The sequence below is a fragment of the Xanthomonas sp. NCPPB 1062 genome (assembly GCF_041481705.2).
GTDB classification, from domain to species: domain Bacteria; phylum Pseudomonadota; class Gammaproteobacteria; order Xanthomonadales; family Xanthomonadaceae; genus Xanthomonas; species Xanthomonas euvesicatoria.
On record NZ_CM192987.1, the window covers coordinates 1,619,059 to 1,637,489 of the forward strand.

The 18,431-nt window shown below is 65.3% G+C and carries 14 protein-coding genes and 1 tRNA gene; 8 read left to right on the plus strand and 7 right to left on the minus strand.

Annotated features, from left to right (window positions below; genetic code table 11):
• Nucleotides 1-5: 5 nt before the first annotated feature.
• The 3 genes from hpaM to ACCQ16_RS07100 form a co-directional block, all read right to left on the minus strand.
• Complete coding sequence (gene hpaM / locus ACCQ16_RS07090) at nt 6-1,058, minus strand: type III secretion-associated outer membrane-bound protein HpaM (protein WP_031421864.1); 1,053 nt, start codon at nt 1,056-1,058, stop codon at nt 6-8.
• A 441-nt stretch (nt 1,059-1,499) separates the two neighbouring features.
• Complete coding sequence (locus tag ACCQ16_RS07095; RefSeq protein WP_277572878.1) at nt 1,500-3,638, minus strand: TonB-dependent siderophore receptor; 2,139 nt, start codon at nt 3,636-3,638, stop codon at nt 1,500-1,502.
• 421 nt (nt 3,639-4,059) lie between these two features.
• Nucleotides 4,060-6,474, minus strand: coding sequence for a penicillin acylase family protein (locus ACCQ16_RS07100; protein WP_218489345.1), 2,415 nt, complete (start codon nt 6,472-6,474; stop codon nt 4,060-4,062).
• A gap of 146 nt (nt 6,475-6,620) precedes the next feature.
• Here ACCQ16_RS07100 and bfr point away from each other — a divergent pair, with 146 nt between their 5' ends.
• On the plus strand, nt 6,621-7,106 hold the full coding sequence (bfr, locus tag ACCQ16_RS07105; RefSeq protein ID WP_003485327.1) for a bacterioferritin: 486 nt from the start codon (nt 6,621-6,623) through the stop codon (nt 7,104-7,106).
• 265 nt (nt 7,107-7,371) lie between these two features.
• Here bfr and ACCQ16_RS07110 read toward each other — a convergent pair whose 3' ends face one another.
• The 3 genes from ACCQ16_RS07110 to ACCQ16_RS07120 form a co-directional block, all read right to left on the minus strand.
• A complete protein-coding gene (locus ACCQ16_RS07110; RefSeq protein ID WP_065628714.1) occupies nt 7,372-8,028 on the minus strand; it encodes a thiopurine S-methyltransferase in 657 nt (218 codons plus the stop codon).
• A 570-nt stretch (nt 8,029-8,598) separates the two neighbouring features.
• Nucleotides 8,599-10,842, minus strand: coding sequence for a DNA topoisomerase IV subunit A (gene parC, locus ACCQ16_RS07115; protein WP_127165958.1), 2,244 nt, complete (start codon nt 10,840-10,842; stop codon nt 8,599-8,601).
• 61 nt (nt 10,843-10,903) lie between these two features.
• A complete protein-coding gene (locus ACCQ16_RS07120; protein ID WP_031421870.1) occupies nt 10,904-11,755 on the minus strand; it encodes an AraC family transcriptional regulator in 852 nt (283 codons plus the stop codon).
• A gap of 122 nt (nt 11,756-11,877) precedes the next feature.
• Between ACCQ16_RS07120 and ACCQ16_RS07125 the strand changes: the two genes are divergently transcribed.
• The 7 genes from ACCQ16_RS07125 (at nt 11,878) to ACCQ16_RS07155 (ending at nt 18,171) form a co-directional block, all read left to right on the plus strand.
• Nucleotides 11,878-12,318 carry a MarR family winged helix-turn-helix transcriptional regulator gene (locus ACCQ16_RS07125; RefSeq protein WP_014089765.1) on the plus strand — a complete coding sequence of 147 codons (441 nt, stop codon included), beginning with the start codon at nt 11,878-11,880 and terminating at the stop codon, nt 12,316-12,318.
• Between the two features lie 23 nt (nt 12,319-12,341).
• Nucleotides 12,342-13,832 (plus strand): AdeC/AdeK/OprM family multidrug efflux complex outer membrane factor, encoded by a 1,491-nt coding sequence (locus ACCQ16_RS07130; RefSeq protein WP_277572939.1) that lies wholly within the window; start codon nt 12,342-12,344, stop codon nt 13,830-13,832.
• 10 nt (nt 13,833-13,842) lie between these two features.
• Nucleotides 13,843-15,036, plus strand: a complete 1,194-nt coding sequence (locus tag ACCQ16_RS07135; protein WP_071118078.1) for an HlyD family secretion protein — start codon at nt 13,843-13,845, stop codon at nt 15,034-15,036.
• 6 nt (nt 15,037-15,042) lie between these two features.
• Nucleotides 15,043-16,623, plus strand: a complete 1,581-nt coding sequence (locus tag ACCQ16_RS07140; RefSeq protein ID WP_014089768.1) for a DHA2 family efflux MFS transporter permease subunit — start codon at nt 15,043-15,045, stop codon at nt 16,621-16,623.
• A 35-nt stretch (nt 16,624-16,658) separates the two neighbouring features.
• Complete coding sequence (locus ACCQ16_RS07145; RefSeq protein WP_080721077.1) at nt 16,659-16,997, plus strand: serine hydrolase; 339 nt, start codon at nt 16,659-16,661, stop codon at nt 16,995-16,997.
• A gap of 137 nt (nt 16,998-17,134) precedes the next feature.
• Complete coding sequence (locus ACCQ16_RS07150) at nt 17,135-17,596, plus strand: hypothetical protein (protein WP_277572879.1); 462 nt, start codon at nt 17,135-17,137, stop codon at nt 17,594-17,596.
• A 155-nt stretch (nt 17,597-17,751) separates the two neighbouring features.
• A complete protein-coding gene (locus ACCQ16_RS07155; protein WP_306460197.1) occupies nt 17,752-18,171 on the plus strand; it encodes an STY0301 family protein in 420 nt (139 codons plus the stop codon).
• A gap of 131 nt (nt 18,172-18,302) precedes the next feature.
• Here the strand turns inward: ACCQ16_RS07155 and ACCQ16_RS07160 are convergent.
• Nucleotides 18,303-18,389: transfer RNA gene (locus ACCQ16_RS07160), tRNA-Leu, on the minus strand.
• Nucleotides 18,390-18,431: the final 42 nt, after the last annotated feature.

Consider the following 18,431-nt stretch of genomic DNA (forward strand, 5'->3'; position numbering starts at 1 on the left):
GCGTCTTATTGCTCGTGACGCACGCAGTACCCATAGCGCTGCGGATCGATATCCACACCGGCCATGTCGGCCTGGTTGTTGCGCCATAGGTTCGGCTTGAAGTCGGCCGACGTGCAGTTGGCCGCGCGGTCCACGCCGATGGTGTAGGTAAATGGCGTGTTGGCGAAACGGTTGTTCTCGAACACGTTGTCCTGGCTCATGCTGTTGTCCCAGCACAAAATTTCCGGGGTGCGATAACGAATCGCGCAGGCCAGAAACACGCCGGCCACCTTGTTGCCGTCGAATTGATTGTTGCTGAAGCGATTGCGCCGCGCATCGGAGAGATAGATGCCCTGGCTGCCGTTGCGCTCGAAACGGTTGTTGCGGATCTCGCTGTCTTCCAGGTGTTCGGTGGTCAAGCCGGCGGCCACGTTGTCGTGGATGTAGTTGTTGACCATCGTGACCTTGGCGGTGCGGTTGAACGAGACGCCGTCCCAGATTGCGCCGGACACATCGTTGTTTTCGATGGTGATCTCGCGGGTGTCGTACTCGCTCAGCAGGCACGCGCTGCGGCACTTGTTGACCTGCAGGCCTGCAAGCCGGATGCCTTGCCCGGACCGCACCACCACCGCGCTGTTGCTCAGGTAGGGGCGCTCGGGCATGAACTCCTTGTCGCCTGTGCTCGCTACGATCTGCATGTCTTCGATGCTGACGTTGCGGATCACACCGGTGGGCTGCTGGTTTTCGTAATCGCCAACCACCAGCACCGGCTGCTGCACGCCGTCGGCCATGCGCACGATGGTGCTGGGGCCCTGGCCGCGCAAGGTGAAGTTGCCGCGATGGATCGACACCAAGCCGTTGAGCGGGAACTCGCCCTTTTCCAGGCAAAGTACCGTGGGCTTGTCGCTTTGCGGCAGTTTGTCGATGGCTTTCTGCAGGTCCTGGCCAGGACGTACCTTGGCAGTGCATGCGGCCACGGGCGCATCCGGCGGGCCGGATTTGGCTGGCGGCGCTGCCGTGCAGGCAGTCGCAAACATCAGTGGCAACAGGGCGGAAACGGAGCGGGCAAGCAAAGGCATGCGGATTCCGGTCAGTGGGGGAAGGAGGGCGATGTGCGGAGCAAGACTCCACATTCGCGACGGGCTCTAGTGTGTCCCACCGAACGTTAAGTTCCAGCCCATGCGCAGCCGCGCGATTCGGCGCAGGTTCATTACGTTGCCGCAGTCGAGGCTGCCTTGAACACACCGCACGGTCGGCTTGGCTGACCTGCATCACATTGCGCACGCTGTGTCGTCAGCGTGCGATTCGTCTTGCGTCGAACGTCTTGGCGCCTTCAAGCGACGGCTGCGGCCGTTTCCAGGTGTTTTGCGCATGTAACTTGCACACCGAGCCAGACGCGGTTTGTCGTTCCAAACAGGAGAGACACGTGTCTTGAGCGGGTGGCGAACGCAGGCACGCTGCGCTATTTGCGTTGCCGTCGCAGCGGGCCGGCGGCGCGCCACCGATCCGCTGCGCGCTGGTCAGAAGCTGTAAGCCAGCTGCGCGTAAAGGCGACGCGGCTCGCCGGGGAAGTGCCCGGCGCGCGTATTGAAACCGCTCACTGCATACACCTTGTCGAACAGGTTCTTGACGTTGATCTGCAGCTTCCACGCGTTCCATTGCGTCTGCCAGCTGATGTCGTAGATGGCGTACGGTTTGACGCGTTGCCCATCCAGGCTGACGCGTTCGCCCACGTAGTCGGCACCGAAGGCGATCGCCGAGCGCCAGGCGGGCAGGTCGTAGCGTGTCCACAAGCCAAAAGTGTTGCGCGGTGCATTGGCGAAGCGATCGCCAGAGGCATTGGTGATGCCGTTGGTGCCGGCATCGAGCACGCGTGCATCGTTGTAGGCATAAGTGAGATTGAGCACCCAACGTTCGGTCAGGTCGGCCAGCAGGTCGACTTCCAGCCCTTCGCTGCGCACCAAGCCAAGCGCGGAGAGTTGATTGACGCCGTCGACGACGCGCCCGTTCGCCTGCACGATGTTGCTACGCTCGATGCGATACAGCGCCGTGTTGAGGGTGAGCCCGCCATCGTTGAGCGCAGTCTTCAGGCCCACTTCCCATTGGGTGCTGCGTTCCGGTGCGAACGGGCCGCCCACGCTGCTGTCCTGGTTGGCCGCGTCCTGCGGCAGGAAGCCGCTGGCATAGCTTGCGTAGGCATTGATGCCGTCGCGCAACACGACGGTGCTGCCGACGCGCCAACTGCGATCGTTGCCGGTGACGCGCGAACCAGTCAGCAGGTCGTCGTCCTTGAAGCCGTCCCAGCGTAGCCCGGCCATTGCATACCAGCGCGGCGTCAGCGTGAGTTCGTCCTGCAGATATGCACCGTAGCGTTGACTGCGCGTGCTGGTGGCGCGCCAGGGCAGGGCATCCAAGCCGTAGTCGTAGAAGCCGCTGCGGCCGTACACCGGGTTGAACAAATCGATGCCGGGCACCGGGCCACGTACGCGTCCGGTGTCGGCGGTGTTGGCGGTTTGCGCGCGGAAATCCGCGTCCAGGCGGTAGTAGTCCGCGCCCATCAGCAACGTGTGGTCGATTGCCCCGGTACTGGTGCGGAATATCGCGTTGACGTTGCTGGAGATCGCATCGTTGTCGCGGTATTGATTGCGCAGCTGCCGGGTCATCCACTCGGCGGTACCGTCGCGATCGCGGTCGATCAACCCCATTGGCTCGTGATAGATCTGATGCTCCTGGTTCTTGAACCAGCGCAGCGCCATGTCCACCTCCCACGCGCTGGACGGCGCAAACCGATATTGCGCAAGCGCCACCTTGGCGCGCATGTCCAGGAAATCTGTGGGTTCGTTGTGGTTCCAGCGCCGGTCGGTGAGGAAGTTGCCGGCGTTATCGACCGGCACGCCGCGCAAGCGGTTGCCGCCCAGGTTTTGGGTGATGTCGGTGTATTGCAGGGTGAGCTCGCCGGTATCGCCCAGATCGAAGGCCACCGACGCATCGCCGATCTGGCTCTGGCTGTCGGTATTCCAACGAAATCCGTCTTCGCCATCGGCATAGGCGCCGATGCGGTACCGGATGCGGCCATCTGCGCGCGCAGGGCCGGTGGCCTCGAACGAGGCTGCACCGAAGGATTGATTGCCCAGCTGCAGCTCGATGCGTCGGGCCGCCTGATGAGCGGGTTTGCGCGTGACATAGTTGATCACACCCCCGGGTTCGCCACCGCCGTACAGCGCACCGGCTGGACCCTTGAGCACTTCCACACGCTCGATGTTGAACAGTTGCGGCACCGAGAACCCGGCATACGGGTCGCCACGCAGGCCGTCGTACAGCACGTTTTCCTGGCGGAAGCCGCGCAAGGTCACACCGGCATAGCTGAAGAAGCTGATGCCACTGATGCTGCGATACAGATCGGTGATCTGCCGCGCAGCCTGGTCGTCGATCAACTCGCGCGGCAGCACCTGCACCGACTGCGGCACCAGTGCCAGCGGGGTATCGGTGCGCGTGGCAACAGCTGCGTCTTCGGACTTGTAGAGCGTCTGCGCACGGCCGATGACATCCACGCCATCCAGCTCGGTCACGGCTGGCGTGGTGGTGTGTTGAGCGAAGGCGGGCAGGGTGTGCAGAGCGAGCGCAGCGGCGAGCGCGGTGACAAGAAGCGTGGGGCGCATTGGTCACTAATGGGAATGGTTATCAAATGCATCTTAGCATGATGTGTTTGCTTGATCACGGAGGTGGCCGGGTGTGGGGCGCCCTGTTTGGTGGCAGATGCGCGCGCACCTGTGCGGATGCAGACATGCGACGCGAAGATGCGGAGCCCTGAAATGGAGGCATGAGTGCGCAGCTTCCCCTCTCCTGCCGGAATATTGTCCTGCTGCACGGGTGAGAAGGTGCCCGAAGGGCGGATGAGGGTACGTGCGAAGCCTCATGGGCGCGCACGCAGGGTCACATCACGCACTCTTCCAATCGTGCGTGATGGCCGTACCCTCACCCCACCCCCTCTCCCGAGGGGAGAGGCGCCTGAAGCGGCGATGCTGTTGACGTCTTCGTCCTGCTTCGCTGCACGCTGCGCAGCCGCGTTGCCGCCCGCTGTTACTGCGGATGCAATTGCAGCGTGTACCGCGTGGCAGTGGGCAAGAATGGTGTGGGTCTGCCATGCACCCAATCGTCGTGCCCTGCGCCCCAGAACGGCGAGAGCGGGTGGCCGCTCTGGCCGCCGGGCATGTGCACGATGCCGTCCTGCTCGTGGCCGGGCGAAACCACCATGCGCTCGGAGGCGCCAAAGCCCGGGCCTTGCACACGTGGCATGTCGCGGTCGCCCGGCAGTTGATCGGGCGGCATGCAGAGCCAGCGCTTGGCCAGGGCGGGCAGGGCACGCGCGATGGGGTGGCAGATGGCAGCGGTGTTGCGCTGGCCCCAGGTGTGCTGGCCGCGCGGTTCGCTTTGTGCGTCTTCTGCAATCACCTCTGACTGCGCACTGCGCGCAGCATCGTCGAGCAACTGGTCCCAGCTTGCGGCGGTGGGCGGTAACAGGTGGGCCGGGCGCTGTTGCAGCAACGGCCAAACGACGCCCTCCAGTTGCGCGCGACGCGGCGGCAGGAACTCCTCGCCAAGTGCGGCTTTTGCCGGGGCCAATAGGCCGGCTTCCACCGCTTCGATGGTCTTGTTGCGGAATTCGCGCACGATGCGATAGCTGGCCGAGCCAGTCGATGCGTGCCCGTCCCAGTCGCGCGTGGCATGTGCAATCTGTTGCAGTGCCGGGTCCTTGCTGTGCTCGACCACGCTACGCAGCAGTTGCCACCATCGCGTAAGCAGCACGGCGCGATCGTCGAGCTGGATGGCGAGCAGATCGCGTTCGTTGAAGCGCTGCTTTGCGAAAAGATCATCGCGAATCTGCTGGGCACGCGCGCCAAGGTCGTAACCTGCGTTGCCAAGCGTGGCCAGTTGCTGCGCATCGACGATACGGTTGTTGGCGGTCCAGAGCCGGTGCGACGGTGGATCGATCAACGCAGGCGCAGCATCGCTGCGCAGCGACCATGGCAGGCAGGTGCCCGACATCGGCGCTGCAGCCGGTTCTGCAGGTGCGCCGGATGCTGCCTCAGGGACGGGCGTCGATGTCGCCAGTTCGGCAATCCCGCTCGGGCCGCACCCGGCATTGCGGGCGGGGCGCGCGCCGATCAGCCGCCAGGCGATGCGCCCGCTGCGATCGGCAAGCAGCAGGTTCTGCGCCGGAATGCCGGAGCGGTCGGCCACCGCGAACGCCGCCTGCAGATCGCCCGCCGTGCTCATCTGCGCGAAGTCCAACCGGATCGCACCGGGCAACTGCGCCACCCAGCGCAATGCCAGCGCGCTGCCGTCGGCGTTGACGTGCAGCAGCGGTCCCCACGCCGCTTCGCGGACCTCGAACTGCACCGGCGCTGCGCCCGCCACGCGGATGGTTTCCACATGCCTGGTCAGTGCTTGCGGGTGACCCGGCGTGGGTGCAGGAATGCGCGCGAAATCCGCGGTGTCGATATAGCTGTTGGTAAATGCCCAAGCCACGTGCCCATTGCTGCCCACGACCACCGCCGGCAAACCCGGCAGGGTGAATCCGGTGACATCCACCTTGCCCTCGGGCGCATTGCTGTCTGCATAGCGCAGGCGTGCGCGGAACCAGATATTGGGCGCGCGCAGGCCCAGGTGCATGTCGTCGGCAACGATGGCGCGGCCGTCGGCGGTGAGGCTGCCGTCTACCGCGAAGTTGTTGCTGCCCGGTGTCGGCGTTTCCGCGTGGGGCGCGGCAGGCCGATGCGGTAGACGCCGTAGATCCAGCGTGGTCGCATCCGGCAAGCTGGCATCGCCCTGCGGCTCCCCGAACAACGGCGCGTCCCAACTGGAGCCCTGGTGGTCGAGCAGTGCCGCCAGCGCAGGCGGCACCACGGCACGGATGCGCGCGGCGGCCAGCTCGGTCTGGTTATCGCTGTCCTGCAGGTCCGCGTACATCGCAAGGCCGGTGAGGATGGAGTCGTCCAGCGTCCATGCGCGCGGTGTCTGGCGCAGCAGCAGATAGGGCCAGGGCCGTACGCGCAGTGCCGCCAGTCCTGCGTTGACGCCATCGGTATATGCTTGCAATGCAGCGTGCTGGCTGCCGGTGGCGATGTCCAGGCTGGCCTGCACGCGGGCACGCAGGCGATGCACGCGGTTGCGCTTGTCCAGGTCCACGGCCTTGGCGCCAAACAGCTCGGACAACTCGCCGGCCGGTGCGCGGCGCATCAGATCCATCTCGAAATAGCGTTCCTGCGCATGCACGTAGCCGAGCGCGCGCATCGCATCGAGCTGGTTTGCTGCATCGATGGTGACCACGCCCAGCCGGTCGCGCTGCACGCTGACCGGCGCAGCCAGGCCGCTGAGCGCGCTGTCGCCGTCCAACTGCGGCAGGCTGCCGCGCATCAACAGATACAGCCCCAGGCTGGCCGCCAGGACCAGCAACACGATTCCCAGCAGCAGCCGGCCCAGCCATTTACGCATTGTCGGTTCCTTGGACCCCGGTGAAGTGTGGCCGGCGGACATGACCGTGGCGGGTCCGGCCGCAAGCGCAACTGAAAGTGATTCCGATTAGATCATTGCCGGGCGGCTTAGGGCACCATGCGCGCATTGCGTCGCTGGAGCACACCATGAAAGGCCATCCCGAAGTCGTCGATTACCTCAAGCAGCTGCTGCGCGGCGAATTGGCGGCGCGCGATCAATATTTCCTGCATTCGCGCCGGTACGAGGATCAGGGTCTGATGGCGCTGTACGAGCGCATCAACCATGAAATGGAAGAGGAGACCGAGCACGCCGACGCGCTGCTGCGGCGCATCCTGTTCCTGGAAGGCGATCCGGACATGCGCCCGGCCGAATTCACCCCGGGCAAGACCGTGGTCGAAATGCTGGAACGCGACCTGGTGGTCGAGTACGAAGTGCGCGCTGCGCTCGCTGCCGGCATGAAGCTGTGCGAAGAACATGGCGACTATGTCAGCCGCGATGTGCTGCTCAAGCAGCTGCAGGACACCGAAGAAGATCATGCGTGGTGGCTGGAGCAGCAGCTTGGCCTGATCAAGCGCATTGGACTGGAGTTGTATCAGACCTCCAAGATCGACAAGGGTCACGTCGCCGGTTGAGCCGGCAACGCCGCTGCGCAGTCGCTTGGATGGCTGACGCAGCGTGAACCGGCTCGGCATGGAATACGCGTGCCTAGCCATTCCCACTATGCTCTGTGCGGCCTGCCTGCCACTCCTGCAGCTGGCTGCAGGATTCCGTTTTGTCGCGTTTTGCTGCAGAACGACCGCATGGCGCAATGCCGCGCTGTTCTGATCCGCCACCCACGCTTGCCGCATGCAGACATGCAATTGCCACGTGATGGGCGTGCAGCGCCCGACGGCCGTTTCAGCGGCGTTGCAGGCGATAGACAGCCGTCGATAACCCGGTGACGCCCTCATCGCGGAAGCGTGGTTCCTGATCGAGGATGTCGCGGTGTTCCAGCTGGTCTAACTGCCAGGCGGCATCGAAAAGTGCATGCACGTGCGTTGCGTCCACCGAGAACGGCGGGCCGGCCTTTTCAGCCTGCGGATATTCCAGGGTGATCAGCAGACCGCGGCAGTGTGTGGGCAACGGCGCGTAGACCGTTTGCAGGTAATGCTGGCGCAGTTCGGCCGGTAGCGCGACCAGTGCGGCGCGGTCGTAGACGGCCGTGCAGTCGGCCAGCGCGCTGGCGTCCAGCGCGAATGCATCGCCGCAGATGATCTCGATCGGGCCGGCGATGAAATGCTCGCCAGCAGCGCTGCTGTGACGCTGCGGTTGAAGGCCCGCCTCATCGAAGAACTGCGTCACCGCCAGCGGGGACAGCTCCACGCCAAGCACGCGATGGCCTTGCGCCGCCAGCCAATGCATATCCAGCGTCTTGCCGCACAGTGGCACCAGCACGCGCGCTTCCTTCGGCAGATCCAGTGCGTGCCAGTGCTTTTGCAGCAGCGGCAACACCTCTTGCTGATGAAAGCCGGTGTGTCCCAGCTGCCAACGTTCCAACCAGAAATTCGTGTCCATGCGTTGCCTTGTCAGTGGCTGTCCCCACTGTGGTCATGTGAGCGTGGGGCGTGGCGCGTTCTGAAGCGGTGCGCGGCGTTGGCTGTGCGTTTGCGACTGCATCTTTGCGCCTGGATGAGAATACTTGATGCCAGTGCATCAGCAGTTTTATTGCCTGCAATGCCCCAGGTGTGCGGACGCCTGGTTGCGTTGCACGGGAGCAGTAGGGGGGGCAACGTCCTGCAGCGGAGGCGTGGCGCGTTGAAGGAGGATAAATTCCTCCGCCAGGGCAGACTCCTGCGCGTGTTGGGCCGCCCCAGCAGCCTGAGGCGACCGTAGTCCCCACCGCGCCGCTGCGCGCCGGACGAGTGAATTGCCGTCTCCTACTGCACCTCCAACCCGTCCACCTTCTGCCGCGCCCCAGCAGCCTGAGGCGACCGCAGTCCCCACCGCGCCGCTGCGCGCCGGGCGACTGAATTGCCGTCTCCTACTGCACCTCCAACCCGTCCACCTTCTGCCGCGCCCCAGCAGCCTGAGGCGACCGCAGTCCCCACCGCGCCGCTGCGCGCCGGGCGAGTGAATTGCCGTCTCCTACTGCACCTCCAACCCGTCCACCTTCTGCCACCCACGTGGCAACAACGATCCACGGCTCGCACGCGCACCCACATACGTATCCAGGTCCTTGAACGACAGGCTCATGGTGCGTGCGCCGCTGCGCACCAGCAGCGTGTTGCCTGGTGCGACCGCCACCACGGCCACCACGCGTTCGGTGCCGAGCTTGGCCTTGGGGATCTCGATGATCTTGTTGCCTTTGCCCTTGTCCAGCTCGGGCACGTCGGTGGCCGGCACCGCCAGCAGATTGCCGGCACTGGTCACGGCGACGATGCGGTCGGTTTGCGGGTTGCTTACTTGGGCCGGCGTCAGCACATGCGAGCCGGTGGTGAGATTGAGCATTGCCTTGCCGGCCTTGTTGCGGCCGGTGAGGTTTTCGAAACGGGTGACGAAGCCGTAGCCGTGCGAGGATGCCAGCACGAAGCGGGTGGCGTTGTCGGCGCTGGCCATGACCTGGAACGCCGCGCCCGAGGCCGGCGAGAAACGTCCGGTCAACGGTTCGCCATTGCCACGCGCCGAGGGCAGGGTGTGCACGGCGGTGGAATAGGCGCGGCCATCCGAATCCAGGAACGCCACCTGATGCGTGCTGCGGCTGCGCACTGCCGCCAGCAGGCCATCGCCTTCGCGGTAGGACATGCCCGCAGGATCCACCTCGTGGCCCTTGGCTGCCCGCACCCAGCCCTTCTCTGATAGCACCACGGTCATCGGTTCGCTGGCCACCATTTCGGTTTCGTCGATGGCCTGCGCGGCGCCACGCTGCACCAGCGGCGAACGCCGCGCATCGCCGAACTTCTTGGCATCGGCAGTCAGTTCGTCCTTGATCAGCTTCTTCAGCTTGGTCTTGCTTTCCAGGATCGCCATGAGCTGCGCGCGTTCCTTGGCGAGTGCTTCCTGTTCGCCGCGGATCTTCATTTCCTCCAGGCGCGCCAGTTGGCGCAGCTTGGTTTCCAGAATGTATTCGGCCTGTTCTTCGCTCAGCGCGAAGCGCGAGATCAGCACCGGCTTGGGTTCGTCTTCGCTGCGGACGATGCGGATCACTTCGTCCAGGTTGAGGAAGGCGATCAACAAGCCTTCCAACAGGTGCAGGCGACGCTCGACCTTCTGCAGGCGATGGTTGAGGCGGCGGGTCACCGTATCGCTGCGGAAGCTCAGCCATTCGCTCAGCAGGTGCTTGAGGTTCTTGACCTGCGGGCGGCCATCCAGACCGATCACGTTGAGGTTGACGCGGTAGCTGCGCTCAAGATCGGTGGTGACGAACAGGTGGCCCATCAGCTGTTCGGCATCGACGCGATTGGAGCGCGGCACCAGCACCACCCGCACCGGGCTGGTGTGGTCGGACTCGTCGCGGATGTCTTCCAGCCATGGCAGCTTCTTGGCGCGCATCTGCTGGGCGATCTGCTCGATCACCTTGGACGGGGAGACCTGGTAGGGCAGCGCGTCGATGACGATGTTGGCGTGCTCTTTCTTGTAGGTGGCGCGCGCGCGTACGCTGCCGTGACCGGTTTCGTAGATGTTCCGCAGGTCCGCAGCCGGGGTGATGATCTCGGCGGTGGTCGGGTAATCCGGGCCCAGCACGTGCTCGCACAGGTCGGCGACGCTGGCATCGGGATCATCGAGTAGCCGCAGCAGCGCGCTGACGATCTCGTTGAGGTTGTGCGGCGGCACGTCGGTGGCCATGCCGACGGCAATGCCGGTGGTGCCGTTGAGCAGCAGGTGCGGCAGGCGTGCCGGCAACCAGGTGGGCTCTTCCAGGGTGCCGTCGAAGTTGGGCGCCCAATCGGTGGTGCCCTGGCCAAGCTCGCCCAGCAGCACTTCGGCGATCGGGGTCAGCTTGGACTCGGTGTAGCGCATCGCTGCAAACGACTTGGGGTCGTCGGTGGAGCCGAAGTTGCCCTGGCCTTCGATCAGCGGATAACGGTACGAGAACGGCTGCGCCATCAGTACCAGCGCCTCATAGCAGGCACTGTCGCCATGCGGGTGGTACTTACCAATCACATCGCCCACGGTACGCGCGGATTTCTTCGGCTTGGCGGCGGCGTTCAGGCCCAGCTCGCTCATCGCGTAGACGATGCGGCGCTGCACCGGCTTCAGGCCGTCACCCAGGAACGGCAGGGCGCGGTCGAGCACCACGTACATCGAGTAGTCGAGATAGGCGCGTTCGGCGTATTCGCGCAGCGGCAGCTGTTCAAAGCCGTGGAAGGTGGGGCGGGTCAGATCGGTCATGTAAAGCCAGGTCCTGCGTGAAGAGGAACCCGCGCCGGGGCGCGGGCTCGAAGAGCGCCGATTATCCGGATGCGGCGGGGGATGCCAAGCCGCGCGCATGCGGGCCGGCCAGATAACGGGTGGGCGGGGCGCCGAAATGGCGATGGAACACGCTGACGAAGGCGCTGGGGCTGCTGTAGCCAAGCTGGTCGGCAACCTGCGCCACCGCGTGGCCCTGGCTCAGCCGCCGCAGGCCTTCGGTCAGCCGTGCCTGCTGCCGCCACTGCGCAAAACTCAGGCCGGTCTCGTCGCGGAAATGCCGGCTCAGGCTGCGCGGCGACAATCCGCCCCAGTCGGCCCAGGCGTCGAGCGGGCGCGGGTCGGCGGGCGTATCGAGCAACTGGCGGGCGATCCGCAGCAGCCGGCGGTCGGCCGGCATCGGCAGGTGTAGGTGGTCGATCTGCACCTGGCATAGCTCGTCCAGCAGCACTGCGGCCAGGCGTTGCTGGGCGGCATCCAGCGGCTGATCCAGTGGCCAGTCGGCGGCCCGCATGATGGCCTCGCGGGCCAGCCCGGTCAGCCGGATCACCCCGCCTTGCGCAGGCAGGGCGGCGCAGGCATCCGGCCGCACAATCACGCCCCACCCGCGCATCGGCCCGGCCAGCTCCACGGTGTGCTGCTGCCCGGGCGGCATCCAGCCGGCGCAGCCCGGCGGCAGCGACAGGGCACCCTGTTCGGTATGTACGGTGAGCACGCCATGCTCCACATACATCAGCTGGCCGCGGACATGCGCGTGCCAGGCAGTTTCCGGCGCCCACACCTCGCGCAGCTCCGCCAGGAACGCGATCAGCACCGGCCCATCGGCCCTTTCGAAGCTGGCGCGTACGCCTGGCGGCAGGGCATCGATCTGGGTTGGCGGGTTTTCGATACTCATTGGCCGAATTGTATTACCGAGCCAGCGCACGCGCCGCGTAAGGTGGCGATCCTTGCGAGCGGTTTAATCCCTGGCGGGATAATTGCGTTGACAAATATATTTTTCGGAACAAAATGTGCGGCATGAATGTTTCGTCTTCCGCCACACCGTCGTTCGGCCTGTTGCTGCGTCAGGTGCGCGATGCGCTGATGCGCCAGCTCGATGCCGAGATGAAGGGCGAACTGCCCGATTTCGGTTTCAGCCACTACGTGGGCCTGAAGATCCTGGCGGTGCGCTCCCCGTGCACGGCCAACGAACTGGCGCTGGCGCTGGACCAGACCCCGAGCGCGGTGACCCGCCTGCTCGACAAGCTTGAAGCGCTGGGCGCGGTGCGGCGTGAGCCGCATGCGCAAGACCGGCGCGCGCTGCAGATCGTCATGACCGAGCAAGGCGTGGCGCTGTGGGAGCGGTTGCGCCTGCGCGGCGAACGCGCCATCGAGCACGGCCTGCGCGACCTGTCCGCGGCCGAGCGCGAACTTCTTACCTCACTTCTTATCCGTGTCCGCGATGCACTCAACTCATGAACGCTGCTAGTTCCCCGACCCAGATGCTGCGCCCGCGCTCGATGCGCCTGGCGCGGCCGCTCGTTATCACCGCCCTGGCATTGGCGTTGGCCGCCTGCGCCAGCAGCCGTGGGCTGAATCCGCAAGGCGCCGTGCTGGATCCGAGCACGCTGCATGCAGAGCGCACCCTGGCGCAGCAAACCACGTTGAGTCCGGCCGCGTGGCCGGCCAGCGATTGGTGGCGCGCGCTGGGCGATGCGCAGCTGGACGCGCTGATCGCCGAAGGCCTGCAGCACAGTCCCAGCCTCGCTGCGGCGGATGCGCGCCTGCATCAGGCGCAGGCGCGTATCGGCACTGCGCAGGCCGAGCGCGGCCCCAGCCTGTCGGCGTCCGGCGGCTACACCGGCCTGCAGCTACCTGAATCGATGGTCGGCGAAGAGCTCGGCGGCAGCTACGGCGGCAGCGCGCAGGTCGTGCTGGATTTCCGCTACGGCATCGATCTGTGGGGCGGCAAGCGCAGCGCGTGGGAAGCGGCGGTCGACCAGGCGCATGCGGCCGAAGTGGATGCGCAGGCGGCACGCTTGAATCTGTCGTCTGCGATTGCCGAAGGCTATGCACAGCTCGCGTACGCGTGGAGCCTGCACGACCTGGCCAACGACGAATTGAGCCGTGCGCAGAAGACCCTGGAGCTGACCCGGCAACGCCGCAGCGCCGGCATCGACAGCGAGTTGCAGGTGCGCCAGGCGCAAGCGCGCGTGCCGGCCGCGCAGCAGCAGCTGCAATCGGCGCAGCAGCAGATCGACGAAGCCCGCACCGCGCTGGCGGCCTTGGTCGGGCAGGGCCCGGATCGCGGTTTGGACATCGCCCGTCCCGTACTCGGCGCGGGCATCGCCACGCAGTTGCCGAGCATGCTGCCGGCCGACCTGCTGGGTCGTCGGCCTGACGTGGTGGCGGCACGCTGGCGCGTGGAGGCGGCCGACAAGGACATCGCAGTCGCCAAGACCCGCTTCTATCCCAGCCTCAACCTCACCGCGCTGGGCGGTGTGATCAACCCGGATGTCGGCAAGCTGCTGGAAAGCGGCTCGGTGTTCGGGCTGGTCGCGCCGGCGCTGAGCCTGCCGATCTTCGACGGCGGCAAGCTGCGCGCCAATCTGGCCGGCAGCGACGCGCAATACGAGCTGGCCGTGGCCGACTACAACCAGAAAGTGATCTCTGCGCTGCGCGAAGTGGCCGACCAGGTCACCGCCGTGCGTTCGCTGGAGCAACGCGCGCAGGCGCAGAACGATGCCGTGCAGACCGCCACGGCCGCCTTCGATCTGGCCCAGCAGCGTTACCGCGCCGGCATCGGCAGCTATCTGGAAGTGCTCAGCGTACAGGAGCAGTTGCTCCTCGCACGCCAACGCATGGCCGGGCTGCAGTCGCAACAACTTCTGGCCTCGGTGAGGTTGCAGCGTGCGCTGGGCGGCGGATTCACGCCGGAACCCGCACGCGACACCGCCCACGCCGCGCCCACTTCCGCACAACCGAATTCCTGAGACATCGACGATGAGCCAGACGACTTCAACTTCTCCTCAACCCGCACCGGCCGCGCCCAGCAAGCGCCGCGCTGCGCTGCGCATCGTGGCCATTGTGGTGATCCTGGCGATCATCGGTCTGGTGGTGTGGTACTTCCTGGTCGGCCGTTGGCACGAAGACACCGACGATGCGTATGTGCAGGGCAACCAGGTGCAGATCACCCCGATGGTGGGCGGTACCGTGGTCAGCATCGGCGCCGAAGACGGCATGCGTGTGGAGCGCGGCCAGTTGCTGGTGCAGCTGGATCCGGCCGACACCGAGGTCGCCTTGCAGCAGGCCGAAGCCAACCTGGCCAAGACCGTGCGTCAGGTGCGCGGTCTGTATCGCACCGTGGAAGGTGCGCAAGCGGAGTTGTCCGCTCGCGAAGTCACGCTGCGCAGTGCGCGCTCGGACTTCGCACGGCGTAAGAATCTGGCCGCCACCGGCGCGATCTCCAACGAAGAACTGGCGCATGCCCGCGACGAACTGGCCGCCGCCGAAGCGGCCGTAAGCGGCTCGCGCGAGAGCTTGGAGCGTAACCGAGCGTTGGTGGACGACAGCGCGGTGGCCAACCAGCCGGACGTGCAGACCGCCGCCGCACAACTGCGTCAGGCGTATTTGAATCATGCGCGCACCGGCGTGGTGGCGCCGGTGTCCGGCTATGTCGCACGGCGTTCGGCGCAGGTGGGTCAGCGCGTGCAGCCGGGCAGCGTGTTGATGGCGGTGGTGCCGCTGGAGCAGGTGTGGGTGGAAGCCAATTTCAAGGAAACCCAGCTCAAGCACATGCGCCTGGGCCAGGAGGTGGAACTGCATTCTGATCTGTACGGCGGCGGCGTGAGCTACACCGGCCGTATCCAGAGCCTGGGCCTGGGCACCGGCAGCGCCTTCTCGCTGTTGCCGGCGCAAAACGCCAGCGGTAACTGGATCAAGATCGTGCAGCGCGTGCCGGTGCGCATTGCAGTGGATTCCAAGCAGCTGGCCAGCAATCCGCTGCGGATTGGCCTGTCGATGAAGGTCGATGTGAACCTGCACGATCAGCAGGGCAGCGTGCTGCCGACCAAGGTCGCCAACGGCGCGGTGTTTTCCACCGACGTGTATGCGCAGCAGCTCAAGGCTGCCGACGCCGACATCCAACGCATCATCCAGGACAACCTGCCCTCGCAGGCTGCCAGCAAGGCGGGCTAAGCCACCATGTCTTCGCAAGCTCCCACCGCGCCCGGCGGCCCGGCGGCACCGGCGCCGGCCGCCGGATTTCGCCCGGCCAGCGTGGCGTTGTGCACCGTGGGCCTGGCCATGGCCTCGTTCATGCAGGTGCTGGACACCACCATCGCCAACGTCTCGCTGCCGACCATCGCCGGGAACCTCGGCGCCAGTTCGCAGCAGGCTACCTGGGTGATCACCTCGTTCGCCGTCAGCACTGCCATTGCGCTGCCGCTGACCGGTTGGTTGAGTCGCCGGTTTGGCGAAACCAAGTTGTTCGTGTGGTCCACGCTGGCGTTCACCATTGCCTCGCTGCTGTGCGGCCTGGCGCAGAGCATGGGGATGCTGGTGGTGGCGCGCGCGCTGCAAGGATTCGTTGCCGGCCCGATGTATCCCATCACCCAGAGTCTGCTGGTGTCGATCTATCCGCGCGAAAAACGCGGACAGGCGCTGGCGTTGCTGGCGATGATTACCGTGGTGGCCCCGATCGCCGGGCCGATTCTCGGCGGCTGGATCACCGACAACTACAGCTGGGAATGGATCTTCCTGATCAACGTGCCGCTGGGCGTGATCGCCAGCAGTATCGTGGGTTCGCAATTGCGGCATCGCCCCGAACAGCTCGAAAAGCCGCGCATGGACTACATCGGCCTGATCCTGCTGGTGGTTGGCGTGGGCGCCCTGCAGTTGGTGCTGGATCTGGGCAATGACGAGGACTGGTTCTCTTCCGACAAGATCGTGGTGCTGGCCTGCATCGCGGCAGTGGCGCTGGTGGTGTTCGTGATCTGGGAGTTGACCGACAAGGATCCCATCGTCGATCTCAAGCTGTTCCGGCATCGCAATTTCCGCGCCGGCACCTTGGCGATGGTGGTCGCATATGCCGCGTTCTTCAGCGTGAGCCTGCTGATCCCGCAATGGCTGCAGCGCGATATGGGTTACACCGCGATCTGGGCCGGCCTTGCGACTGCGCCGATCGGCATCCTGCCGGTGCTGATGACGCCATTCGTGGGTAAATACGCGCTGCGCTTCGACCTGCGCATGCTGGCGACCATCGCCTTTATCTTCATGTCCTTCACCAGCTTCTTCCGCTCCAATTTCAACCTGCAGGTGGACTTCGGCCATGTGGCCACGATCCAGTTGGTGATGGGCGTAGGCGTGGCATTGTTCTTCATGCCGGTGTTGCAGATCCTGTTGTCGGATCTGGATGGCCGCGAGATCGCGGCGGGTTCGGGCCTGGCCACATTCCTGCGCACGCTGGGCGGGAGTTTCGCCGCGTCGTTGACGACCTACCTGTGGGCACGCCGTACCCAGGTGCACCACGCGCACATTACCGAGCACATTTCGGTGTACACGCCCGGCATGCAGGAGCAGGTGACCGCGATGGGGCAGGGCGACCTGCAACGCGGCGCGGCATCGCTCAATAACATGATCAACCACCAGGCTTCGCAGATGGGCTTCAACGACATCTTCTATCTGCTTGGATGGACCTTCCTGGCGATCATCTTCTTCCTGTGGCTGGCAAAGCCGCCGTTCGGTGCCGGCGCCGGGAGCGCGGCAGCAGCAGGGGGGCACTGAGCCCTTCTGTCCAGAGCGTTACAGCATCGTCGGCGGTGTCTGTGGTGCACAACGGCAAGCCGCTATTTCGCGTCGTCGATGGGCTTGCCGATCTGGACACCACACAGCCAGCGACGCCGGAGCAGCTCTTTGCCGCGTTCTCGGTGGGCAAGCGGTTCGTTTGGCGTCGGTGCCATCTCGAAAAACACGCATCGCCTTTCCGCTGCACTCGCCGGCTGATGGCGACATGCGGGCATTTGCCCATGCGCTACGCACCGAAAACGCCGGTGCTGCAGACCAGCTTAGGGCGGGGCGTCAACACGGCCGGATCCACCATTGGTTGGCAGCGTGAGGGCGGCTCTCATGCGCGCACGATGGGCCGCTTGCGCAGGTAAGGTGCCAGGCGATCTCGCAGGGGTTGGGGTAGCATGCGTCGCTGCCGCTAGCGCGGTCCTGTTTTTTCCGCGAGGGCCACGCGCGGCGTCGTGCGCGGGCATGCCGCCTGCGTTTTTCATCACACAAGGAAGCTTCGATGATGTTTCGATCCTCATGCCGTCGCGTCTGTGCGACGACATTGCTCATTCCACTCCTTGGCATCGCTGCCGTTGCGCAGACGCAGGCCGCGGCCGCACGTCCGGAGGTGGCCAAGCAAGCCAAGGCGTATAGCTCCAGCGATGGCGTCAAGGTGTCGACCTTGCGTTACGGCCCGCGCGAAAAGAATCAGGCGCTGATGCAGGTGACCGGTGCCGACAGCGAGATCGACGACAAGATCCTGCTGGCAACGACGGCCGCCACGCAAAAGGACACCCGCTACACGGTTCAGCTGAAAGGCCGTCCGTATGTGCTGCTGATCCTCGACGAAGGTGGTGGCGAGTTGTACCTGCCAGGTGCGGCGAAGCCGGCGCGCGTCGGCTATGACGCCGGTGTGTCGGAGCAGATCAATCCCGAGCATTATCTGACCGATTATCTTGAGCAGATGGCCGGCAGCAAGTAAGCCACGCGACGCGCTGCAGGCCAGCGTGGCCAGGTCTGCAGCGCGGTCTGGTTTCAAAACGCGGCAATGTTGCCGCTTCGTACGGTGCAGTTGCACGCAAGGGGTTTGCGATCATGGCAGGGACGTCGTTCGTTGGATCATTGCGGTGCATAACGGTGCTTCTCGCACCGGTGCTTGCCTTGCCTGCCTTGGCCGAACCCACATTGCAGTGCCCGGCCGCGTTGCACATCACCGATGGCACCTTGCAGAGCCCGGACCTGCCGGTGGGCGCGCAGCTCGGCGTCGACCCGCACCAGGCGCTGCGGTTAGCGTCGATTGGCGTGTATTCGGGCCACCCCCGCGAGCGTGCCGCACTGGTGCCGCGCAACGCGGAAGCAGCGCAGCCGCGTGGCGTGGCGCACTGGGTCTGGCGTTTCGATGATGCAGACCCGCACGGCACCTATGTGGTTTGCGCGTACGGTGAGGCAGTGCAGGTGTCCCTGCGCATCAGCGATGACGCACGCACCTGCACAGGCACCTTGCGCAGCGACCCCATGCCCGCAGCCGAGCGGAGCGCATCCTTCGACTGCCAGTAGCGCGCCCGACCCGATGGCCGAGCAGGCGGCAGCGCACTGTCGATCAGCGCAGCGCGCTGCCCAGCCCAGGGGATCGCCCAAACGCAAAAAACCCCGCCGAAGCGAGGTTTTTTACGATCTACCGTGAGTCGTGGTGCCCAGGAGAGGACTCGAACCTCCACGAAGTTGCTCCCGCTAGCACCTGAAGCTAGTGCGTCTACCAATTCCGCCACCTGGGCGACTCAGGGGGCGAATTGTGCAAGCTGCGCGCGAGGCTGTCA